Origin of the sequence: Corynebacterium glaucum, assembly GCF_030408855.1 — a bacterium.
Lineage (GTDB): Bacteria > Actinomycetota > Actinomycetes > Mycobacteriales > Mycobacteriaceae > Corynebacterium > Corynebacterium glaucum.
Genome location: NZ_CP047358.1, coordinates 405021 through 427304 on the forward strand (window position 1 = coordinate 405021; position 22284 = coordinate 427304).

Here is a 22284-nt window from a genome sequence, read left to right on the forward strand (position 1 = left end):
GGCAGATGACTAGTCTTTGTAGTTCGTCTTGGTCAGGTTCAGCCAGCCGTATATGCCGCCCATGATGAGGCCGCCGCCGATGAGGTTGCCTACCCAGACGATGCTCCAGTGGCGGGCGATGTTCTCCCACGTGTAGCCGGGGATAGCGCTCGGCCCGAACTCGAAGCCGGTCAGCGATGTCAGAACGAAGTTGGCAATCGAGTGCTCGTAGCTCATCGCTGCGAAGGCCGGAATGATGAGGATGATGCCTAGGAGCTTTGCCGTGAAGTCCTTGCCCGCTTGGGCGGAGAGCATGAATGCGATGTTGACCACGATGTTGGCCAGGATGGCTTCCACGAAGAGCTTGCCGCTCGGCTTTTCAAGCTTTGCCACTATCAACTGGTAAATGAAACTGTCCGTAGTAACTGCTTCACCGATGGTGGTGATGGAGATCAGGTAGGTGACTATCACCCCGCCGATGAAGTTGAACAAGGTGACAAAGCACACGATTGCGAAGCCCTTGGAAATGGTGTTTTTCCGGTGAATGGCCCCGAACGTCATGAACATCATGTCGCCGGTGGCGAGTTCTCCCTGGAGAACCACAATGATGTAGAGCGTGGAAGCGAAAATCGACGCGAAGGCGTATCTACCCATGCCAGGGGCAGCCGATTCAACCATAGTCGCGGTGTTGGCGGCGAACGCCGTCATGATGCCGAGGTAGACACCGGCCATGATCGCACGAACAGCGAAACGCGCGGGTTCCTGGCTGAAAAGATCGAGCTTGTTGTTGATAGCCCTGGAGGCTGTCTCGAAAAAATTCATAAAAGTTAAGGTAGTACTAACTTGTGGCGTGCGCTGAGTGTTCCGGTATTTGTGACCTTCCCCATAGGATAAAATGAAAGCGGGCTTCGGGCGGCGGCGCGAATTTGGGAAAACGCACGAAGACGTGCTTTAATACACCAGTTGTCTTGAGCTGGTCGGCTGCAACGCGCGTTTCCGAGCGAAGCGGCCGAGACCCTTCGACCACGTTGCCACTTGGCTACGGCGGTTCGTCGATAAGCGAAAGGCTCCAACAAGCAAGTGACCACGTGCGTACAGGACGGAAATCTGGCGCACATTGACCCAGGTCAGGAGACCAAGAAGTGATTCAGCAAGAATCGCGTCTGAAGGTCGCCGATAACACTGGTGCACGCGAGATTCTGTGCATCCGTGTCCTCGGTGGCTCTGTTCGACGCTTCGCCGGCATCGGCGACACGATTGTCGCCACCGTGAAGGAAGCCGCCCCGGGCGGCAACGTCAAGGAGGGCGAGGTTGTGCGCGCCGTCGTCGTGCGCGCACGCAAGGAGACCCGCCGTCCGGACGGTTCCTACATCTCGTTCGACGAGAACGCCGCAGTTCTGATTAAGAACGACACCGAACCGCGCGGTACCCGCATCTTCGGCCCGGTGGCTCGTGAGCTGCGCGACAAGAAGTTCATGAAGATTGTTTCTCTCGCACCGGAGGTGATCTAACCCATGAAGATCAAGAAGGGCGACATGGTTCAGGTCATCGCCGGCAAGGACAAGGGCGCACAGGGCAAGGTCATCGAGGCGTACCCGAAGCGTGAGAAGGTCCTGGTCGAGGGCGTGAACCGCGTGAAGAAGCACGTTGCAAACTCGTACAACGAGCGCGGCGCAGAGTCCGGCGGCATTGTTACCCAGGAGGCACCGATCCACGTCTCCAACGTGATGATCCTGGACTCCGACGGCAAGCCGACCCGCGTTGGCTACCGCTTCGACGAAGACGGCAAGAAGGTCCGCGTGGCCAAGTCGAACGGGAAGGACATCTAGACATGACTGAGACTGTGAACCAGACCCAGTACACCCCGCGTCTGAAGACCCGCTACCAGGACGAGATTCGCACCAAGCTGAATGATGAGTTCAGCTACGACAACGTCATGCAGATCCCGGGCCTGACCAAGATCGTGGTCAACATGGGTGTCGGCGACGCTGCTCGTGATTCCAAGGTGATCAACGGCGCGCTTGAGGATCTCACCGCCATCACCGGCCAGAAGCCGCAGCTGCGTCGCGCAAGGAAGTCCATCGCGAACTTCAAGCTGCGCGAAGGTATGCCGATCGGCGCGAAGGTCACCCTGCGCGGCGACCGTATGTGGGAGTTCCTGGACCGCCTGTTGACCGTGGCGCTGCCGCGTATCCGCGACTTCCGTGGCCTGAGCGACAAGCAGTTCGACGGTGCTGGCAACTACACCTTCGGCCTGTCCGAGCAGACCATGTTCTACGAGATCGACATTGACAAGATCGATCGCGTGCGCGGCATGGACATCACCGTTGTCACCACCGCCACCAACGATGAGGAAGGCCGTGCGCTCCTGCGCCACCTCGGCTTCCCGTTCGCTGACAAGGACGGCAAGATGCAGCAGGCCTAAGGCCCAAGCATTTCGCTTGACGACGGCACCCCCGCCCCCGGTTCTCATTGAGCTGGGGGCATTCTTGCGTCTTGGTGGGAATGAGGGGCGAAAAGCAGACCTCAAGATCCGGTCGGGGTGAGCTCGGCTCTGAATGGGAGCTTTCTGTTTCCGCCAACCTGGGAGATATGATGCGCTGCGAAGTTTATGCAGGGGAGACGGCAGGAAGCGTCCATGTCATTCTTCTTCCGGGGTGCGATTATCGCGCCTTAGGAATTCAACCGCTGGCTCATTGTCCCGGCAGCACTAGCTATCCACCTCTCCGTCGGGCAGGTGTACGGGTTCTCCGTGTTTAAAGAGCGCGTTCACGGCCGACGCTGCCGTTCTATCCACGCTGAACGGGGACTCTTGATCGGTGATCTGTCTTCCATCGCGATTGTGCAACTTTTCCTGTACGGTTATCGTGCAAGGAAAGTTGCACAATCTTTGGAGGCTCGATGACACCACGCGAATACCATCATCCAACTACCGACGAAATCACCCTGACCAGGGTGCTTGGTGCTTTGAGTGACCCCACGCGACTGGAGATGATTCGCCGGCTCGCCGACGGGTTGGACCATGACAGCCTTGAGTTGGCGGACGATTTGCCCAGGTCGACGCTCACGTACCACACGCGCATGTTGCGAGAAGCAGGGGTGACGTGGACCCGGGGAGACGGGCGCGCGTGCTTGATCCGATTGCGGCGGGACGACCTAGATCGTCTATTTCCCGGCGTGCTTGCGGCAGTGATCGCCAATGCGGCTACCGAGGTTGAACAGGGATGATGCGTCGGCTATGGCCTTTCGTGCTGGGGAGCGTGGCGCTTGGCCTGGACGCATACGTCGTAGCGGGACTTCTGCCCGCCATTGCAGCTGCCCTTGGAACGCCGGAAGCTACGGTTGGGCTGGGGGTTGCGGCGTTTACAGGCTCGTATGCTGTCGTGGGGCCGTTGCTGGCGGGGAAGGCGGGGCAGCGGTCGCGGCGCAGCCTGATCATCGCCTTGCTGGTGTTTACGGTAGCCAACTTGGCCACGGCGTTGTCGCCAACTGTCTGGGCCTTTCTGGGGTCTCGCGTAGTGGCCGGCGCAGCAGCCGGCGTGTATTCGCCGCTGTCATCGGCGGTCGCCGCGGAACTCGTGGGGCAAGAACACCGAGGGCGGGCATTGGCGTTAGTCCTTGCTGGCTTAGCGGTCGGCACCGTATTCGGTGTGCCGATCGGTCTGGTGTTAGCGCAACGTTGGGATTGGCGCGCCGCGATTCTGCTGATCGTGGTCATCGGAGGAGCAGCACTCGCAGGTGTTGCACTGCGGGGAGGGGATCTGCCAGCTATCCCAGCGTCTGGTCCCGCCGACCGGCTGCGGTCTATTACACGACCTGAGAATCTCCTCACGGTCACTGTGACGCTGTTGACCGGTGTCGCTTCGCTGGGGCTTTATACCTACCTCACAGTCGTGCTATCCGAGGGAAGCCTAGCGTCGCATCAAAACATAGCGATTTGGGTATGGGGACTTGGTGGAGCGGCCGGAGCGCTGGGGATTGGGCGGCTCGCGGACAAATATGACCCGCTGCGGCTAAGTGCTGTGATCCTTGGGGGCCTTACCTGTGCGTTGCTCGGTATGACCCAAGGCCAGGTTCCAGTGTTAGTGGTGGCCAGTCTGTTTGTCTGGGGGTGGTGCGGTTGGGCCTCCCTCGCGCCCCAGCAGCAAGTGCTACTTCAAGCGAATCCAGCTGATGGCGCAACGGCTGTGGCCGCGAATGCTTCGGCCAACTATCTAGGTTCGGCGCTGGGCGCGACCGCCGGATCGCTGTTGGTCGCTGCACATGCGACGCCGACCGTACTGTGTGGATCAGCAGCGGCCGTGGCTGCGATCGCGTTGTTCTGCCAGCTCGTTCGCCAGCGCATGAATTCCAACGTTTGAGGCAAATCTCCCTCTACCTTGCGCCGTCCACCAGCCACGCCGCTGCGGCCACGATCATGGCCTCAGCTGCGCGGTCGAGCGTCAGCTGCAGGTCGGGTGCGAAGCTTGGGGAGTGGTTGCCCGGGGCATCTTCCCAGTCCTCAAAGCCGCTCCAGACCCAGTAGGTTTACGGCACGACGAGCGCGTCCGGGATGATGGAGAAGTCCTCCGAGGCGGGGATCGGACCAAGACCCGTGGCGTCGCTGCCGAAGTGGGCGTCGAAGGTGCCGCGCGCACGCGAGGTGATCGCCGGGTCGTTGTCGGTGAGCGGGTACTCGTTGATGAGGAAGGCCGCGCACTCCTGCGCCACTCCGTTGACGACGGCACCCCCGCCCTCGGTTTTGCGCCGAGGTTGCGGGGGTTTCGCCGTTGTAGGGGGTTTGGCAGGCGACCGACAGTGCTCTCGGTAGTTGTGTGGCCGCGCTGCGCTGCGGGTGCGCTGCTTCGAGAATAGGCTAAGGATTTGCTGAGGAACCTGGCGGACCGGCTGCCGGGTCAGCTCCAGTCCGAGCCTTCGAGGAGTCCAGATGAACCGTTCTTTCCGTCAACCCGTGCGCCGTTCAAGGCGCAGCGCTGTCGCTGCGACAATCGCCCTTTCGCTCGCAGTCAATGCTGCGCCGGCCGTTGCGGATCCAGCGCCTGACCCTTTGAACCAGCAGGTGGTGATCGGTGGCGTGAAAATGCAGGCACCTGCCGCACTTGCAGCGGCAGTCGGTATCGCAGCTGCTTTGGGCGGCATAGGGATAACTATTCTCAGCGCATTGACCAACGGGTTCGGGAGTTCGTCGCTACCGGGCTCGTCGAATTTAGGGTCGGCGAGCCCGAAGCCGTCTGACGCTGATCCGGCAGTTCAGACGGCTGAATACGTCAATCGATTCGACTTCGGCGCAGTGAGCACGGAAAAGGCGATCGGTGGACTTAGCGGCATCGAATATGTCGGCAACGGCCGCTACATCGCGATCTCGGACGACAAGAATGAGCACGGGCCGATCCGTGCGTATTACTTCCAGACGCGGGACCTCAAGCAATTCGAGGAAGACGGCATGGTGACGTTGACCAACGCTACCGGCGCAGAGTACGCCGAGTTTACCGATGCGGAAGAGATCCGGCTCCTTCCGAACGGGAACCTCCTGTGGACCACTGAGGGCGATGCACGCGAGGGGCAGGTCGTGCCACCGCAGCTCATCGAATCAAAACCTGATGGCAAAGAGGTGCGCCGGATCGACATGCCGGAATACCACGCCCCGGACGGGAAGACCACGCGAGGCATCTACCACAACAACGGCCCCGAAGCGATGGCCCTGATGCCAGGCGGGAAGACCGCGGTGACGATCAATGAGAATGCGCTTGCCCAAGACGGCCAGGCAAATTCGCCTGAACACAGTTCGCTCTCGCGCGTGACATTCTTCGATTTGAAAACAGGTCAACCCTCGAAGGAATACGCGGTTCGAGTGGATGGCGGGCGCGGCGTGACGTCAGTAATTGCTGGCGCGAACGGAGAGCTCTACATGCTGGAACGTGGCTTCTTCGAGGAGCTCGGCGAGAACGGTGAGAACCGCGCAGAGGTTTACAAGTTAGACCTGACAGGTGCCGAGAACGTGCTTGGCAAAGAGGCGCTCGACGGAACCGAAGCAACTGTGGGCAAGCAGAAGATCTTCGACTTCGCAGCGCACCCGCCGCACCCGGATAACGTCGAGGGGTTGGCATGGGGACCGGTTCGGGAGGATGGTCGTCGCACCATGATCGTCGTTTCGGATGATAACTTCAACGATACTCAGACGACGCTGTTCCACACGCTGTTGCTCCCGTAGCTATTGGGGAGTGCCGGCGCCGAGGCTTGAAATCTTCAACCCCAACTCTTAAAGCCCAACTTTCGCCAAATCGTCGAGTTGTGCACCAACTTGGTGCCGTGAAGTTGGTGCGATGAAGTTGGTGTTTGCGGGCTGGGGAGGAGCCAGCTTCTTCGTCATCCGAGACGGAGACTGCGGGCACCGACTAGTTGCGTACTTGATCTGCTGCGTACTCGCCTGCGTAGATGCTCAAGGAATTCTCGCTGACCAGGCCGACGAGCGCGATGCCTGCTTCGCGAGCCAGCTCAACCGCGAGCGAGGACACCTCCGCGGTGGTGACGACGGCTGCAAACCCGGCCACCGCTGCCTTGCGCACGAGCTCGTAGGAGGCGCGGGCGTTGGTGGCCAGGATTAGCTCGTTCGCAGGCAGGGCATCTGCGAGCAGGAGATTGCCGACGACCTTGTCCGCCGCATGGTGCCCGTCGACATCTTCGCGCACCACGACCGGGGTGCCGTCAGCGCGAAATACGCCGGCGATATCGAGCCCGCTGCGCTTCTGGGCGCGAGCGTCGTGAAGCATGCCCGGCAGTGCCGTGACCACCTGGGGGTCGAGTGCCATGGGCGCGATGGGGCCGGGCAGCCCGATAACCGTCTCCGCCACGTACTGGGAAACCGGCACGCCGCACAGGCCGGTCGCGGGTTTCGCAGGGGCGGAAGCGAGTCCGGGGGAGAGGTCGGCCCGGTTCGAATCCGCCAGAGCGATGTCCAACAAGTTGTAGGTGTTCTCGCCGGTGCCCGCAGCGCCTGCGCAGTAGCGGGCGGTGACCACGTCCTCGCGGTTGCGGATGAGCCCCTGAGTGAACAGCCACCCGTGCGCAAGCTCGATGTCATGGCCGGGTGTGCGCATCGTGGTAACCAGTGTCTCGCCTGCGGCGCGCAGTTCGAGGGGCTCCTCGGCCGGCGCGGTGCCAGCACGCGTATCGGCGGTGATGCGCCAATTGCCCTCCGGACCCGCGTTGACGCTGACCGTCGTGACGGCAAAGCGGCGGTTGCCTCGGCTCATGCGAAGTCCAAGTTGAACTTGATTGCAGTTTCAGCCATGCGGCCCACACTACTTGCGGTTACGTCGAACCATCCACAGGGACGAAAGCGCGAATCTCACAGGCCCGCGGCACGGCCCTTGGCGGTGTCGGAGCGGTGGGATATAACTTGAGGCACAACGAAATGAAACAAACGAAAATGGGGGGACGTTACATGCGTGACATCGACAAAGTTAAAGAAAAGGTTCAGAAGCTGCTCAATCAGGCCGCCGATCGGCAGGGCACGCCCGAGGGCGACTCGTTCTACGCCAAAGCGTTCGACCTTATGGCCGCCTACGGATTCGATCAGCGCGATCTCGCCGCGCCAGATGACGGGGATGAGGTGATCCACAAGACCTACCGCTTCACTGGGGCGTACACCGACATGCAATCCCGGCTGCTGTTCGCAATCGCCCGCGCGCTGCACTGCACCGGCTTCTTCCAAGGCGTGCGCAACTCCACGCGCGTAGAGGAGGCGACCGTCTTCGGCTTGCGTCGCCACATGGAGCGCGTTGAAATGCTCTACTCACTGCTGGCGCCCGTCATGATTACCGGTGCAAGACGCCTCCGCGCCGACAGCTGGGCGGATTCCACGGTGGTCATCCGCAGGTCCTTCATGACAGGGTTCGCAGCAACCATCGAGCACCGGCTCTCGGCGGCAGAAGAAACCATCGCTCAGGGGGATCACGGGTATGCGCTTGCGCTAATCGACGACTCTTTGGCCGCCGATCTTGCCCGCGACGCGTTTGTGCACGAGGCGGGTCTGTATCTGAGCAGCAGGCAGCACCACCGATCGCTGGATGCAGATGCGTACTTTCGGGGCAGGGATGCCGGTGATTTGACAGACCTCGGTCAAACGCGGGTCAATGTACGTCCGGCGCTGCCGCTGTGAGCGCAGGGGGCGTCGATAAGCAATTTGCTTCTTTGCCCAGGAAACCGGTAGCGTAGCCCGTCGGACTTGTGCGCCGGTGATCCGGCGTGCGCAAGCCGTAAAGCAATATACCTCCAACTTTGTTGTAGGCCCCCCGCCGTACATGCGGACCGCGTGTCAGGGAGGCGGCGAGCGCCCCACGTTACTGAGCGTGGGGAGCGTGAAGTAGCCCCCGACAGATCACACGGAAAACGCCCAGGTGGGTCATGGGAACCGCAACGAGAAAGGGAAACGGTCACTTATGACCATGACTGATCCGATCGCGGACATGCTGTCTCGCGTGCGCAATGCAACCACTGCGCAGCACGACCAGGTGTCCATGCCTTCCTCCAAGCTCAAGGCGAACATCGCTGAGATCTTGAAGCAGGAAGGCTACATCGACGACTACAAGGTTGAGGACGACAAGGTGGGCAAGAAGCTCACCCTCGACCTCAAGTACGGTCCGACCCGCGAGGCTTCCATCGCTGGTCTGCGCCGCGTGTCCAAGCCGGGCCTGCGCGTTTACGCGAAGTCCACCGACCTGCCTCAGGTGCTCGGCGGCCTGGGCGTGGCCATCATCTCCACGTCCCAGGGTCTGTTGACCGACCGTCAGGCACACGAGAAAGGCGTAGGCGGGGAAGTCCTCGCTTACGTCTGGTAAAGGGGAGGTTGAAAGACTTATGTCGCGTGTAGGTAATGCACCCATCGCCATTCCGAATGGCGTTGAGACCAAGATCAACGGCCAAAACGTTGAGGTGAAGGGCCCGAAGGGCACCCTGAGCCTCGAGCTGCCGGCACCGATCACCGCATCCGTCGAGGAAAACGAAATCGTGGTGTCCCGTCCGGACGACCACCGCACTAACCGCGCGCTGCACGGTCTGTCCCGCTCGCTGGTCAACAACCTCGTTGTTGGCGTGACCGAGGGCTACAAGATCAACATGGAAATCTTCGGTGTTGGTTACCGTGTCCAGCAGAAGGGCAAGAACCTCGAGTTCTCGCTCGGCTACTCTCACCCGATCCTGATCGAGGCGCCGGAAGGCGTCACGTTCGCCGTTGACGGCAACACCAAGTTCTCGATCGAGGGCATTGACAAGCAGCAGGTTGGCCAGATTGCGGCGAACATCCGTCGCCTTCGCAAGGATGACCCGTACAAGGGTAAGGGCATCCGCTACGAGGGTGAGCAGATCCGTCGCAAGGTCGGAAAGACGGGTAAGTAATCATGAGCAACACTGCAGAAAACACTGCGTCCACCAAGCGCACTCCGGTTGGCAAGGACATCTCGTCCCGCCGCCGCGAGGCGCGTCAGCGCCGTCACTACCGCATTCGCAAGGATCTGCGCGGCACCCCGGAGACCCCGCGTCTCGTCGTGCACCGCTCGTCCCGTCACATCCATGTCCAGGTCATCGACGACCTCGCAGGCCACACCCTGGTTTCCGCCTCCTCCATGGAGCCGGAGATCCGCGATATGGCCGGTGACAAGAAGGACAAGGCAGCCAAGGTCGGTGAACTTGTGGCACAGCGCGCCAAGGAGGCTGGCATTGACGCCATCGTCTTTGACCGCGGCGGCTACAAGTACCACGGTCGCGTTGCGGCCCTGGCTGAGGCAGCACGTGAAGGTGGTCTGAAGTTCTAATGAGCACCGCAATTTTCACCATCAACGGAAGGATCGCGTAATGGCCGAGCGTGAACGGCGTGACGGCGGACGCACCGCCGAAGACCAGAACAACAACGACGAGCGCAACAACCGCGGCGGCGACCGCGGCGCGCGCAACGACCGCGGGGAGCGCGGTGGCCGCGGCCGCCGTGACCGCGATGACCGCCGCGGCGGTCGCGACGACGAGCGCGATAAGTACATCGAGCGCGTCATCACCATCAACCGCGTTGCCAAGACCGTCAAGGGCGGCCGCAACATGTCCTTCACCGCACTTGTCGTCGTTGGCGACGGTGAGGGCATGGTCGGTGTCGGCTACGGCAAGGCAAAGGAAGTCCCGGCTGCTATCCAGAAGGGTGCAGAGGAAGCTCGCAAGAACTTCTTCCGCGTCCCGATGATCGGCGGCACCATCCCTCACCCGGTTCAGGGCGAAGCAGCCGCTGGCATCGTGATGATGCGACCGGCTGCTCCCGGTACCGGTGTGATCGCCGGCGGTGCTGTCCGCCCGGTGCTCGAGTGCGCTGGTGTCCAGGACATCCTGGCAAAGTCCCTGGGTTCCGACAACGCGCTGAACGTTGTGCAGGCAACCGTGGACGGCCTGAAGCAGCTTGTGCGCCCCGAAGAGGTTGCTGCAAAGCGCGGCAAGGCCATCGAGGATGTCGCACCGGCTCGTATGCTGCGCGCGCGCGCAGGGCAGGAGGCGTAACCACCATGGCACTGAAGATTACGTTGCACCACGGCAAGGTGGGCGAGAAGCCGGTCACCCGCAAGAACCTGGAGGCTCTGGGTCTGCGCAAGATCGGTCAGTCTGTGATCAAGCAGGACAACGCTGCTACCCGCGGCCAGATCCTGAAGGTGCGCCACCTGGTCACCGTCGAAGAAGTTGCAGGGGAGTAGATAGCACATGGCTGACATCATCAAGCTCCATGACCTGCGTCCGGCTCAGGGCGCAAACAAGGCCAAGACCCGCGTTGGTCGCGGTGAGGCCTCCAAGGGTAAGACCGCAGGCCGCGGTACCAAGGGCACCAAGGCTCGTAAGCAGGTCTCTGCTGCTTTCGAGGGTGGCCAGATGCCGCTGCACATGCGTCTGCCGAAGCTGAAGGGCTTCAAGAACCCGAACCGCGTCGAGTACCAGGTGGTCAACGTTTCCGACCTGGCAAAGGCGTTCCCGAACGGTGGTTCCATCACCATCGCCGACATCGTCGCAGCGGGCCTGGTCCGCGCGAAGGAGCCGGTGAAGGTGCTCGGCAACGGCGACATCAACGTCAAGCTCGACGTCACCGCCACCAAATTCTCCAAGTCCGCGGTCGAGAAGATCGAGGCTGCCGGTGGCTCCGCGAGCGCTGAGGATTTCTCCTCGCGCGCTCCGAAGAACACCGATGGCCCGTCCGCTTCCGCTGCAGGCGAGGCAACCCCGGCCGCTGAGGCGACCGAAGGTGCACGCGGCGTGCTGGATTCCGACCCGCTGCAGGGCGGCTCCACCGTCGTCGAGGCTGATCCTGAGGACACCACCAAGGCTTAAGCCCTCGAAAACACGGGTTCGGCGCTTGAGCGTCGTAACCTCCGACCCCCGTTTCCGGACATGCGTTCCGGGCGGGGGTCATTTGCTTTGGCACCAGCCAGGCCCAAAAAGCTAGCGTCTAACGCTCGCCACAGCCACCGCAAATACCGTTTTCGCGCACCCTGCTGCTAGGGTAATGGGGTCATAGACAGCCGGTGAGCTTTCGCCTGCCTTTTCGCAGCGCACGCGCCGGCTGACGGCAATGAAAACTGTCCGCTATCTCTCGTCGCGCCACTGCGGTGGGAGCCAGGAGGCTTTGTGTCCGCTATTGCTCAGGCGTTCAAGGACCCTGATCTTCGCAAGAAGATCCTCATCACCGTTGCGCTGATGATCCTGTACCGCGTTGGTTCTCAGATTCCGACGCCGGGCGTCGACTACGCATTGATCAACCAGCGTCTGCAGGACATCTCCCAAGGCGAGCAAGCCACGATGTTCTCCATCATCGGTCTGTTCTCCGGTGGTGCGCTGCTGCAGCTGTCGATCTTCGCCATCGGCATCATGCCGTACATTACGGCGTCGATTATCGTCCAGCTGCTCACCGTGGTGATCCCGAAGTTTGAGGAGCTGAAGAAGGAAGGCCAGTCCGGCCAGACGAAGATGACGCAATACACGCGTTACCTCACCGTCGCCCTCGCACTGCTCCAATCCGCCGGCATCGTCGCACTGGCTGACCGTGAGCAACTCCTTGGCCAAGGCATGCCTGTGCTGGTGGAAGACCGCAACGTCTGGACCCTGATCATGATGATCGTGGTCATGACCTCGGGCGCGATCTTGATCATGTGGCTCGGCGAGATCATCACGGAAAAGGGCGTGGGCAACGGTATGTCGCTGCTCATCGTCGCCGGTATCGCTACCCAAATCCCGTCGGAAGGCGCGTTCATCCTCGCGAACTCCGGTGTGCTGACCTTCACACTAGTGGTGTTGGCACTTGTCATCCTGGTTGTAGGCATCATCTTCATCGAGCAGGGACAGCGTCGCATCCCGGTGCAGTACGCCAAGCGCATGGTGGGCCGTCGTCAGTACGGTGGCTCCTCGACCTACCTGCCGCTCAAGGTCAACCAGGCAGGCGTGATCCCGGTCATTTTCGCGTCCTCCCTAATGTATGTGCCGGTGCTGATCACCCAGATTGCCACCATGAACAAGCCGACTCCGCCGGACAACTGGTGGATGAACAACATCATGGCTTGGCTGCAGAACCCGGGCTCGTGGCAGTACATCTTGACCTACGTCGTGCTGATCATTTTCTTCTCCTACTTCTACGTCTCCATCCAGTACGACCCGGTGGATCAGGCGGAGAACATGAAGAAATACGGCGGCTTTATTCCGGGTATCCGCCCCGGCCGTGCAACCGCTGAGTATCTCGCGTTCGTGATGAACCGTCTGCTGTTTGTCGGCGCGATCTACCTCGCGCTGATCGCGGTGCTGCCGAACCTGGCGATGGACGCGGGCGTGACCGGCTCCGGCCAGATGGGCATGAGCGCGTTCGGCGGCACCGCCATCCTGATTATGGTTTCGGTTGCGCTGACCACCGTCAAGCAGATCGAATCACAACTTCTCCAATCCAACTACGAAGGACTTCTGCGATAATGCGTCTCGTTCTCCTTGGCCCTCCCGGTGCTGGAAAGGGCACCCAGGCGGCCATCCTCTCCGAAAAGCTCGGCGTCCCGCACATCTCCACCGGTGACCTTTTCCGCGCCAACATCGGCGAGGGCACCCCGCTCGGCCTCGAGGCGAAGAGCTACATCGATGCCGGCAAGCTTGTGCCCACCGACGTCACCGCCCGCATGGTGGAGGCACGCCTCGATGAGGACGACGCGAAAGACGGCTTCCTGCTCGACGGCTTCCCGCGCACGGTGGAGCAAGCAGAGATCCTCTCCGACCTGCTGAACAAGCACGGTCACTCCTTGGACGGCGTACTGAACTTCGTCGTTGATGAGGATGTCGTGGTCGAGCGCATGCTGGCCCGCGGTCGCGCAGACGACAACGAGGAGACCATCCGCACCCGACTCGCCGTCTACCGCGATGAGACAGCCCCGCTGATCGACCACTACGGCGACGCGATCATCTCCATCGACGCAGTTGGCGACGTAGACGAGATCAACGCGCGCGCAATGCAGGCGCTGGGCAAGTAAAGCTCGCCTCGTCCCCGGCCGGTGCTTGCACCGGCCTTTCTCATTTTCGCTTATCGACGACCCTTTGAAGGACGCATTCCCCACCATGGCTTTCCGTAAACGCAAGATCGCCGCAAAAACTCCGGAAGAGCTCGACGCGATGGAGGCTGCCGGGCGCATCGTCGGCGTCGCCCTGCAGGAGGTTCGTGCCGCTGCGAAGCCGGGTGTGACCACGCTTGATCTGGATACCGTCGCCGAAACCGTGACCCGCGATCACGGTGCGATACCGACGTTTTTGGGATACAACGGATTCCCCGGCTCGATCTGCGCCAGCGTGAACGAGGTCGTGGTGCACGGTATCCCAAGCAGGGACGTCGTACTCGCGGAAGGGGACTTGGTCTCCATCGACTGCGGCGCCACGTTCAATGGGTGGGTCGGGGATTCCGCCTGGTCCTTTGGGGTAGGGCAGTTGGAAGGTGCCGTCGATAAGCTCAATGCTGCGACTGAATGGGTGCTGATGGAGGGGCTGAAGGCGATGGTGCCGGGCAATAGGTTGACGGATGTGTCGCACGCGCTGGAGCTGGCGACGTATGCGGCGGAGGAACGCTTCGGGGTGGAGCTCGGCATTCTCGACGGCTACGGCGGGCACGGTATCGGCCGCACCATGCACGAGGATCCGTACCTGGCGAATGAGGGTCGGCCTGGTCGTGGCCCCCTCATCCAAGAGGGCTCCGTGCTGGCGATCGAGCCGATGTTGATCCTGGGCGGCGAGACCGACTCGCGGGTGCTTGAAGATGACTGGACAGTTGTCACACTTGATGGGTCCCCCGCGGCGCACTGGGAACATACCGTTGCCGCAACTGCGAACGGCCCGCGCATTCTCACACCGCGGGATGCGGCTTAAACCGCAGTTCGCGCGCGTAAGACGTAGTGCGCAGGCTATACTGCTGCGCATGTCATACTCTTCCCGCCACGCAGCGCTGTCTGTGCCGTCCAAGGTTAAGCGGCGCGTGCTCTCCGTTGCCGCCAGCGCAGGCGTTGTTGCCTCCCTCATCGTGAACCCTGCTGTCGCCGCCGCGCAGCCGGCATCACCGCTTCAGCAGTTCTCCTCCAGCACCTCCAGCACCGGGCTTGACGCTTTTCTAAGCCAGGTAAACGCGCAGTACGCTTCGTTGAGCTCGAGCTCGGATGTCGCCGTACGCGACGCCGCGTGGAACCTGCGCACCTCGCTGCGCCAGCAGGCGGATGCCCTTGGCGCCCTGAACCCGGAGCTGCCCGCCCAAGCGAAGGCCGCCATCGACCAGACGGTGGAGACGTTCTTCCCGGGTCTGATCGCGGAACGCACCCCCGCGCCGGCCCCGGCACCCGCACCGGCCCCGGCTCCCGCACCTGCACCTGCTCCGGCCCCGGCACCCGCGCCGGCGTTCGACTACGGTTCTTGCCCGAAGGATGCGAAGGCCTGCATCGACCTCGACGGCCGCCGCTCCTGGCTGCAGCGTAACGGCGAGGTGTACTACGGATCCGTATTCATCGGCCCGGGCCGCCCTGGCCACGAGACCCCGCGCGGCACGTTTTACGTCAACCGCAAGGTGATCGACGAGATCTCCTGGGAGTTCAACGACGCTCCGATGCCGTACGCGGTGTACTTCACCAACAATGGCATCGCCTTCCACCAGGGTGATCCGAACATCCTCTCTCACGGCTGCATCCGTATGAATCGCGCAGACGCGCAGAAGTACTTCAACGATCTGCAGATCGGCGACAAGGTTTACGTGTACTAAACCGCCGTCAATCCACCCGCTCCGAGTTGCAAACGCGACCGGGGCGGGTTTGTCTTTTCGCAGGTGGGTGGCTATTATCGTGGTTTGGTGCAGGGTAGGCGGTGCACGCCGACCAAGCCTGCGCCGCGTAGCAATTCGGAAAATACGTCAAGTACCTGCGCGAACGTGCATGTGCTGTAGGAAGTGGAGTGTATGGCAAAAGAAGGCGCAATCGAGGTTGAGGGCCGCATCGTCGAGCCCTTGAAGAACGCGATGTTCCGAGTCGAGTTGGACAACGGGCACGAGGTTCTCGCCCACATCAGTGGCAAGATGCGCCAGCACTACATCCGCATCCTCCCGGAGGACCGCGTCATCGTGGAACTTTCCCCGTACGACCTGGACCGCGGGCGTATTACCTACCGCTACAAGTAACACACTTTCGCCTCCTTACCCACGGCGCATCCCTAGGTGGATGTGTCTTTTCACCTCCGGCCACGGTGGCCGGAGCCGCGTGAAACCCCAGCCCATCCTCCGGCACGGCCCGGACAAAGTGTTGGAAGGCGCGGACGGGTGGGGAGAAAACCACCGTAACAACCCGAAAGGAACGTGACCCTTATGGCACGTCTTGCTGGTGTGGATCTCCCACGCAACAAGCGCATGGAGATTGCACTCACATACATCTACGGCATCGGCCCGACCCGATCCAAGGAACTGCTCGAGATGACGGGCATTTCTCCTGACCTGCGCACCGACAATCTGTCGGACGAGCAGCTTTCCCAGCTGCGCGACGCGATTGAGAACAACTACACGGTCGAGGGTGACCTGCGCCGCGAGGTACAGGCTGACATCCGCCGCAAGATCGAAATTGGCTCTTACCAGGGTCTGCGCCACCGCCGCGGCCTGCCGGTCCGCGGCCAGCGCACGAAGACCAACGCGCGTACCCGCAAGGGCCCGAAGAAGACCATCGCAGGAAAGAAGAAGTAACACATGCCACCGAAGACTCGTCAGGGCGCGCGTCGCGGACGTCGCGTCGTCAAGAAGAATGTGGCCGCCGGCCACGCATACATCAAGTCCACCTTCAACAACACCATCGTGTCCATCACGGACCCGTCCGGTGCTGTGATCTCCTGGGCATCCTCCGGCCACGTCGGCTTCAAGGGATCCCGCAAGTCCACTCCGTTCGCCGCGCAGATGGCAGCTGAGAACGCTGCGCGCAAGGCAATGGAGCATGGCATGAAGAAGGTTGACGTGTTTGTCAAGGGTCCGGGCTCCGGCCGCGAGACCGCAATCCGTTCGCTCCAGGCCGCTGGCCTGGAGGTGTCCTCGATCTCGGACGTGACCCCGCAGCCGTTCAACGGCTGCCGTCCGCCGAAGCGTCGTCGCGTTTAAGGCAGAAAGGAAAAGAGGTACTACATCATGGCTCGTTACACCGGCCCTGCTACCCGTAAGTCCCGTCGCCTCCGCGTCGACCTTGTCGGCGGCGACATGTCCTTTGAGCGCCGTCCCTACCCTCCGGGGCAGGCTGGCCGCGCTCGCATCAAGGAATCCGAGTACCTGCTCCAGCTGCAGGAGAAGCAGAAGGCTCGCTTCACCTACGGCGTGATGGAGAAGCAGTTCCGCCGCTACTACGAGGAGGCCAACCGCCTCCCGGGCAAGACCGGCGACAACCTGCTGGTGCTGCTGGAGTCCCGCCTGGACAACGTTGTTTACCGCGCTGGTCTGGCCAACACCCGTCGTCAGGCTCGCCAGCTTGTGTCCCACGGCCACTTCACGGTCAACGGCAAGCAGGTCGACGTCCCGTCCTTCCAAGTCACCCAGTACGACATCATCGATGTCCGCGACAAGTCCCGCAACATGCTCTGGTTCGAAGAGGCCCAGGACAACCTGCTTGACGCTGTCGTTCCGGCCTGGCTGCAGGTCGTTCCGGAGACCCTGCGCATCCTCGTGCACCAGCTGCCCGAGCGCGCTCAGATCGACGTTCCGCTGCAAGAGCAGCTCATCGTCGAGCTCTACTCGAAGTAAGCTTTCGCTTTTCGACGTTTACTTCAACCGCGTAATCTTCCATCACCTACCGGCATCAAATAGCGGGTGCCGAAAAAGGAGAAGTCCATGCTCATCTCTCAGCGTCCCCAACTGACCGAGGAGTACATCGATACCAACCGCTCGAAGTTCGTCATCGAACCGCTGGAGCCTGGTTTCGGCTACACCCTGGGTAACTCGCTGCGCCGCACGCTGCTGTCGTCCATCCCGGGCGCAGCAGTGACCTCGATCAAGATCGAGGGTGTGCTGCACGAGTTCACCACGATCAACGGCATCAAGGAGAACGTCTCTGAGATCGTCCTCAACGTGAAGGACCTGGTGCTGTCCTCCGACTCTGACGAGCCGGTGGTTATGTACCTGTCCGTCGAGGGCCCTGGCGATGTCACCGCTGCGGCAATCGAGCCGCCGGCTGGCGTGGAGATCCACAACCCGGATCTGCACATCGCCTCCCTGAACGAGCAGGCGCGTCTCGAGATGGAGCTTGTTGTGGAGCGCGGCCGCGGCTATGTCCCGGCTATGCCGAACTCCGGTGGAGAGGTTGGCCGCATCCCGGTTGACCAGATTTACTCCCCGGTTACCCGTGTCGCCTACAAGGTTGAGGCGACCCGTGTTGAGCAGCGCACCGACTTTGACAAGCTCATCATCGATGTTGAGACCAAGAACTCGATGACTGCGCGCGACGCCCTGGCTTCCGCTGGTTCCACTCTGGTGGAGCTGTTCGGCCTGGCTCGCGAGCTGAACACCATGGCTGAAGGCATTGAGATCGGCCCGTCCCCGCAGGAGACGGAGTACATTGCTGCCTACAACATGCCCATCGAGGACCTGAACTTCTCCGTGCGCTCCTACAACTGCTTGAAGCGCCAGAACATTGCCACCGTCGGCGAGCTGGCGGAGCACACCGAGTCCGACCTTTTGGACATTCGTAACTTCGGTCAGAAGTCCATCAACGAGGTCAAGATCAAGCTCGCTAACCTGGGCCTGACCTTGAAGGACACCCCGGAAGATTTCGATCCGACCCAGCTCGAAGGCTACGACGCCGAGACTGGTGACTACATCGACACCAGCGCGGACGACGCCGAATAAGGCGCCGAACACAGAGTAGACGCAAGAGACACTCACAAACCGCACACGAGGAGTTACAACCATGCCTACCCCTAAGAAGGGTGCCCGACTCGGAGGGTCCGCCAAGCACCAGGAGCACATCCTGTCCAACCTGGCGCAGTCCCTGTTCGAGCACGGCGCAATAACCACCACTGAGGCAAAGGCGAAGATGCTTCGCCCGTACGCCGAGAAGCTGATCACCAAGGCGAAGAAGGGCACGCTGGCTGACCGCCGCGCCGTGGCCGCTGAGCTGCCGAACAAGAACATCGTTGCGCACCTGTTCAACGACCTTGCACCGGTGTTTGCAAACCGCGAGGGCGGCTACACCCGCTCCATCAAGGTTGGCAACCGCACCGGCGACAACGCCGCAATGGTCAACATCTCCCTGGTCACCGAGGAGACCGTGTCCAGCGAGGCAACCCGCACCGCCCGCGCCGCCGCATCCCGCAAGGCGCAGGAGGAGCAGGCCGCTGAAGCTGAGGACACCACGGAGACCGTGGACCCGGCTGAGACCGAAACTGTCGAGGCCGAGCAGGCCGCCGAGGTTGAGGCTGCTGAAGCTGCCAACGAATCAGCCGTTGAGGCTGACGCCGCAAAGCCGGAGACCCCGGAGCAGGAGCAGCAGAAGTAAGTTCTGACTCGCCCGGCTGAAATAACCGGCACCGGATTCATCTCCGGTCGCCGGTTTTTCGTGCTGCTACGCTGCCAACACGATGGAACCCGCACTCAATTCCGCGCCCGAGATGATGCGCCTGCGCCTCGACATCGCCTACGACGGCACCGACTTCCATGGCTGGGCCCGCCAAACCGACGGCACCCGCACCGTACAAGCCACGATCGAAGACGCCATGTCTCTCGTGCTTCGGGTGCCCGTGGCGCTCACCGTCGCTGGACGCACTGATGCAGGCGTGCACGCCGCCGCGCAGGTCGCCCACACCGACATTCCCCGCGCCAGCCTGCAGCAGCGTTCGTTGGATGGGGATGCGGGAAAAATGGTCCGTCGATTAGCAAAATTGCTCCCTGAAGACGTGCGGGTGTTTGGGGTACAGGAGGTGCCAAAGCTTTTCGACGCCCGGTTTGCGGCGCTTACCCGCAGCTACACATACCGGGTGACCACCGACCCAGCGGGCGCGCTGCCCACGCGGGCGCGCGACACCGCAGTGTGGGGCAAACCCGTGGACCTTGGGCGGGCGCAGGAAGCAGCAGGGGCTTTGGTGGGGCTGAACGACTTCGCTGCGTTCTGCAAGCCCCGCGAGCACGCGACCACCATTCGGGAGGTGCTGGGCTTTCAATGGTTCGACGCGTCGAGCGCGCACGAGCCCGGTTTGCTGGAAGCACACATCACCGCGGACGCGTTTTGTTGGAACATGGTGCGCGCGCTGGTGGCTGCGTGCCTGACAGTGGGGGAGGGGCGCCGCGACCTGGAGTGGGCGGTTGGATTGCTGGCGAAAGACTCGCGTGATCCAGAGGTGCCGCTCGCCCCAGCGAAAGGGCTGACGCTGACGGGCGTGGAATACCCCCGGGAGGAAGACCTGGCTGCGCGGGTGAAGGTGACCCGTGACCGGCGTAGCCTCTAACGCGCAATAGAATGCATGCGGTAAGTTTCCTCTGATACATCCCGGAGCTTGGAGGCACAATGACGACGACTGCCGCCGCGTGGTTCGCCGTTGCATTTTTCCTGCTTCCAGGTTGGATCATCAACTGGGTTGCGGGCATGCGGGCACCAGCGGCTGCCGCTGTGGCGCTGCCGGTCACCTTCGGCGTGATCGGGTTAGGCGCTTGGGGCTGGGGGCTCACGACAGCGCCGTTCAATCTGTGGACGTACGGCGTCTCCGTGGTCATCGCGGTGTTGGTGGCAGCAGTGTGGCGCGCCGCGTTCGTGCGCAAGGCGCGCAGATGGAAGACCGTGACGTGGCGCAGGGCGCTATTTCCCGGCAAGTGGCGCGAACGCAGCTTGCTTGATCCGTACTGGATCCTGCCCGGCGCGGGAATCGCGGTAGGGGCATTCATGCTCATCTCGGATCGGCTCGCGTGGCTGGTGCGGCTGCCGCACGGGGTGAACAACATCTTCCAAGGGTGGGACGTGCAGTGGCACGCGAACACGGTGCGCTTCATCATGGACACAGGGATCGCGTCATCGACGCGCATGGGCGAGCTGCAGAATGTGGAGACGCACGCGGATCTGCTCTACCCGGCGGCGTTCCACGCGGGCATTGCGCTCTTCGGCGAGGCGGCGGGGCTTGACCCGGTGCCAGCACTGAACATTGGACAAATCGTGCTTAGCGGGCTTGCGCTGCCGATCACGATGGCGTGCCTGGTGTTCGCGTTCCTGCGCTCGCGCGGGGTAACGGCGCAGATCGGTGCCGGCCTAGCCGCGATTGCGATCTACGCCGCACCGCAGGTGGCGTGGATCGGCGACTACGTAGGCATGTGGCCGTACCTGTTCGCCATGTCTATGACGGGCATCGTCATCTGGCAGTTCATTTCCGTGCCTGGGGCGCGTGCAAGTGCGCTGTCTGCGGCGCTCGGGTTTGTCGGAGTGCTGACTGCGCACCCGTCGGCAGTGACCGTGATTGTGATCGCGGTGGTACTGTTCTGGCTCACCTCCACCCTGGTGCGCCCGGAGCGCAGTCGTGTCATGGATACGGTCTGGATGGCGCTGCCGGCAGTTGGTGGTGCGCTGACGTTCCTGCCGATTGCACTGGCTGGTTCGGAGCAGGCCGAGGAAGTATCCGGATGGCAGGCGTTTGAGGACGCGTCGAACACCGACGGCTGGGAAACCGCCTTCTCAATGGAGACCCGCCACATCCTCGAGTTCTTCCCGGACTTCGACGCGACGATCGCGCTCTGGCTCGCCGGCTTCGGCGCGCTCGTGGCACTGTTCTGGCGCGGCCAGATCTGGCCAGCGCTGTTCTACCTGATTAGCCTGACCGCCACAGTGAACGCCATCGACCCGTTCGACACCTGGTACGGCGACGCGCTGGCGTCGATTGGCAACCTGCACTACAACACAGCACACCGCCTCATCTTGCCGGTGGCGATGTGCGTGGTTGCCGGAGCTGCGATCGCCGTCGCGGCAATGATCCGGCTGATCACCCTGGCACCTATCGCTGCTCGGCGTGACAGCCCCGCCTGGGCTCGTGCGACAACCGCGGCATCCGCGGCGGCTGCGGTTGCTGTTGCAGCCTTCGCTGTACCTGCCGTGCGTGAGACGACGTTTGATGGGGCGAAGAACGCGTTCACCTCCGCGCGCAACAGCGAACGCATGGTGAGCAACGACGACCTCGCGGCGTTCAACTGGCTCGCGTCCCAGCCGGCGGCGTTCGATGGCTACACCATGGGCGTGCCTTCGGACGGGCACTCCTGGATTTACGCCATCGAGGGTGTGCCGACGCTGGCGCGTCACTTCCAGTGGCCCACTGGCGGGCGCGGTTCTGACTTCGACATCCTGTACTGGCAGCCCGACTTCATCGGCGAGGGCCTGCGCGGCGACCCGACAGCAGAAACCATCGCAGATAAGGCAATTGAAGAGCTGAACGTGAAGTTCTTCATCTCCAGCCCTGGGTTGTTCTGGTGGTACCAATTGCCACGGTTCGAGATAATCCGCGGGTTCTGGGTATCCAAGGGTGTGACACCCGTCTACCGCAAGGGTGACGTGGTCATCTTCGCGGTGAACAGCCAGTTCACCGACATGGAACTCAAAGACATGCGCCGCGACGCACTCGAGCACGGCTCCGAAGAGTTGGCCGAGCTCTCGCCCTCCGGTTTGCCGGCTCCGCCAGACCCCACCGGCCCCACCGGCCCCACCGGCCCCACCGGCCCCGCCGAAAACGACTCCGCGGGCAGCGGCACCGCCACCTGGAACACCATGGGCGTGCTGAACTAGCCCGGTCTCGTCGAAG

Annotated in this window: 27 protein-coding genes and 1 pseudogene; 25 read left to right on the plus strand and 3 right to left on the minus strand. The window is 62.2% G+C overall.

Annotation, left to right across the window (positions count from 1 at the left end; all coding sequences use genetic code 11):
• Nucleotides 1-9: 9 nt before the first annotated feature.
• Entirely contained in the window at nt 10-801 is a 792-nt protein-coding gene (locus CGLAUT_RS01995) for a formate/nitrite transporter family protein (protein ID WP_290185986.1), read from the minus strand.
• 320 nt (nt 802-1121) lie between these two features.
• Here CGLAUT_RS01995 and rplN point away from each other — a divergent pair, with 320 nt between their 5' ends.
• The 5 genes from rplN (at nt 1122) to CGLAUT_RS02020 (ending at nt 4340) form a co-directional block, all read left to right on the plus strand.
• Nucleotides 1122-1490, plus strand: a complete 369-nt coding sequence (gene rplN / locus CGLAUT_RS02000) for a 50S ribosomal protein L14 (RefSeq protein WP_095659236.1) — start codon at nt 1122-1124, stop codon at nt 1488-1490.
• 3 nt (nt 1491-1493) lie between these two features.
• Entirely contained in the window at nt 1494-1808 is a 315-nt protein-coding gene (gene rplX / locus CGLAUT_RS02005) for a 50S ribosomal protein L24 (protein ID WP_095659237.1), read from the plus strand.
• A 2-nt stretch (nt 1809-1810) separates the two neighbouring features.
• Nucleotides 1811-2404, plus strand: coding sequence for a 50S ribosomal protein L5 (gene rplE, locus CGLAUT_RS02010; protein WP_290185990.1), 594 nt, complete (start codon nt 1811-1813; stop codon nt 2402-2404).
• Between the two features lie 542 nt (nt 2405-2946).
• Nucleotides 2947-3207, plus strand: a complete 261-nt coding sequence (locus tag CGLAUT_RS02015) for an ArsR/SmtB family transcription factor (protein ID WP_290185992.1) — start codon at nt 2947-2949, stop codon at nt 3205-3207.
• Between the two features lie 32 nt (nt 3208-3239).
• Nucleotides 3240-4340 carry an MFS transporter gene (locus tag CGLAUT_RS02020; protein WP_290185993.1) on the plus strand — a complete coding sequence of 367 codons (1101 nt, stop codon included), beginning with the start codon at nt 3240-3242 and terminating at the stop codon, nt 4338-4340.
• Between the two features lie 166 nt (nt 4341-4506).
• Here CGLAUT_RS02020 and CGLAUT_RS02025 read toward each other — a convergent pair whose 3' ends face one another.
• Nucleotides 4507-4689 carry a hypothetical protein gene (locus tag CGLAUT_RS02025; protein WP_290185995.1) on the minus strand — a complete coding sequence of 61 codons (183 nt, stop codon included), beginning with the start codon at nt 4687-4689 and terminating at the stop codon, nt 4507-4509.
• Between the two features lie 217 nt (nt 4690-4906).
• Here CGLAUT_RS02025 and CGLAUT_RS02030 point away from each other — a divergent pair, with 217 nt between their 5' ends.
• On the plus strand, nt 4907-6190 hold the full coding sequence (locus CGLAUT_RS02030; protein WP_290185997.1) for an esterase-like activity of phytase family protein: 1284 nt from the start codon (nt 4907-4909) through the stop codon (nt 6188-6190).
• Nucleotides 6191-6374: 184 nt separating this feature from the next.
• Here CGLAUT_RS02030 and CGLAUT_RS02035 read toward each other — a convergent pair whose 3' ends face one another.
• Nucleotides 6375-7232, minus strand: coding sequence for a formate dehydrogenase accessory sulfurtransferase FdhD (locus CGLAUT_RS02035; RefSeq protein ID WP_290185999.1), 858 nt, complete (start codon nt 7230-7232; stop codon nt 6375-6377).
• A gap of 161 nt (nt 7233-7393) precedes the next feature.
• Between CGLAUT_RS02035 and CGLAUT_RS02040 the strand changes: the two genes are divergently transcribed.
• The 19 genes and pseudogenes from CGLAUT_RS02040 (at nt 7394) to CGLAUT_RS02130 (ending at nt 22268) form a co-directional block, all read left to right on the plus strand.
• A complete protein-coding gene (locus tag CGLAUT_RS02040) occupies nt 7394-8140 on the plus strand; it encodes a DUF2786 domain-containing protein (protein ID WP_290186001.1) in 747 nt (248 codons plus the stop codon).
• A gap of 280 nt (nt 8141-8420) precedes the next feature.
• A complete protein-coding gene (gene rpsH, locus CGLAUT_RS02045) occupies nt 8421-8819 on the plus strand; it encodes a 30S ribosomal protein S8 (protein ID WP_290186003.1) in 399 nt (132 codons plus the stop codon).
• Between the two features lie 19 nt (nt 8820-8838).
• On the plus strand, nt 8839-9375 hold the full coding sequence (gene rplF / locus CGLAUT_RS02050; protein ID WP_290186005.1) for a 50S ribosomal protein L6: 537 nt from the start codon (nt 8839-8841) through the stop codon (nt 9373-9375).
• A 2-nt stretch (nt 9376-9377) separates the two neighbouring features.
• Complete coding sequence (gene rplR / locus CGLAUT_RS02055; protein WP_290186007.1) at nt 9378-9791, plus strand: 50S ribosomal protein L18; 414 nt, start codon at nt 9378-9380, stop codon at nt 9789-9791.
• Nucleotides 9792-9831: 40 nt separating this feature from the next.
• A complete protein-coding gene (gene rpsE / locus CGLAUT_RS02060) occupies nt 9832-10515 on the plus strand; it encodes a 30S ribosomal protein S5 (protein WP_290186009.1) in 684 nt (227 codons plus the stop codon).
• 5 nt (nt 10516-10520) lie between these two features.
• Nucleotides 10521-10706, plus strand: coding sequence for a 50S ribosomal protein L30 (gene rpmD, locus CGLAUT_RS02065; RefSeq protein ID WP_095659251.1), 186 nt, complete (start codon nt 10521-10523; stop codon nt 10704-10706).
• Nucleotides 10707-10713: 7 nt separating this feature from the next.
• Nucleotides 10714-11154 (plus strand): annotated as a pseudogene (gene rplO, locus CGLAUT_RS02070) (50S ribosomal protein L15); the annotation flags it as partial.
• Between the two features lie 474 nt (nt 11155-11628).
• Nucleotides 11629-12957, plus strand: a complete 1329-nt coding sequence (gene secY / locus CGLAUT_RS02075; protein ID WP_290186011.1) for a preprotein translocase subunit SecY — start codon at nt 11629-11631, stop codon at nt 12955-12957.
• Nucleotides 12957-13502, plus strand: a complete 546-nt coding sequence (locus tag CGLAUT_RS02080) for an adenylate kinase (RefSeq protein ID WP_290186013.1) — start codon at nt 12957-12959, stop codon at nt 13500-13502. Before secY ends, CGLAUT_RS02080 begins: the two co-directional genes overlap by 1 nt.
• Nucleotides 13503-13587: 85 nt before the next feature.
• Nucleotides 13588-14385, plus strand: a complete 798-nt coding sequence (gene map, locus CGLAUT_RS02085) for a type I methionyl aminopeptidase (RefSeq protein ID WP_290186015.1) — start codon at nt 13588-13590, stop codon at nt 14383-14385.
• A gap of 49 nt (nt 14386-14434) precedes the next feature.
• Nucleotides 14435-15262: a L,D-transpeptidase gene (locus CGLAUT_RS02090; protein ID WP_290186016.1), complete on the plus strand. Its 828-nt coding sequence runs from the start codon at nt 14435-14437 to the stop codon at nt 15260-15262.
• Nucleotides 15263-15454: 192 nt separating this feature from the next.
• Nucleotides 15455-15673, plus strand: a complete 219-nt coding sequence (infA, locus tag CGLAUT_RS02095; protein WP_018017508.1) for a translation initiation factor IF-1 — start codon at nt 15455-15457, stop codon at nt 15671-15673.
• 183 nt (nt 15674-15856) lie between these two features.
• Entirely contained in the window at nt 15857-16225 is a 369-nt protein-coding gene (gene rpsM / locus CGLAUT_RS02100) for a 30S ribosomal protein S13 (protein ID WP_095659257.1), read from the plus strand.
• Nucleotides 16226-16228: 3 nt separating this feature from the next.
• The gene (gene rpsK / locus CGLAUT_RS02105; RefSeq protein ID WP_290186018.1) at nt 16229-16630 is read left to right on the plus strand and encodes a 30S ribosomal protein S11; all 402 of its coding nucleotides are present in this window, start codon (nt 16229-16231) and stop codon (nt 16628-16630) included.
• A gap of 27 nt (nt 16631-16657) precedes the next feature.
• A complete protein-coding gene (gene rpsD, locus CGLAUT_RS02110) occupies nt 16658-17263 on the plus strand; it encodes a 30S ribosomal protein S4 (RefSeq protein WP_095659259.1) in 606 nt (201 codons plus the stop codon).
• An 87-nt stretch (nt 17264-17350) separates the two neighbouring features.
• Nucleotides 17351-18364, plus strand: coding sequence for a DNA-directed RNA polymerase subunit alpha (locus CGLAUT_RS02115; protein WP_290186021.1), 1014 nt, complete (start codon nt 17351-17353; stop codon nt 18362-18364).
• A gap of 61 nt (nt 18365-18425) precedes the next feature.
• Complete coding sequence (gene rplQ, locus CGLAUT_RS02120; RefSeq protein ID WP_290186023.1) at nt 18426-19013, plus strand: 50S ribosomal protein L17; 588 nt, start codon at nt 18426-18428, stop codon at nt 19011-19013.
• Nucleotides 19014-19095: 82 nt separating this feature from the next.
• Entirely contained in the window at nt 19096-19959 is an 864-nt protein-coding gene (gene truA / locus CGLAUT_RS02125) for a tRNA pseudouridine(38-40) synthase TruA (protein ID WP_290186025.1), read from the plus strand.
• A gap of 59 nt (nt 19960-20018) precedes the next feature.
• Nucleotides 20019-22268, plus strand: a complete 2250-nt coding sequence (locus tag CGLAUT_RS02130) for a DUF6541 family protein (protein ID WP_290186027.1) — start codon at nt 20019-20021, stop codon at nt 22266-22268.
• Nucleotides 22269-22284 lie beyond the last annotated feature (16 nt).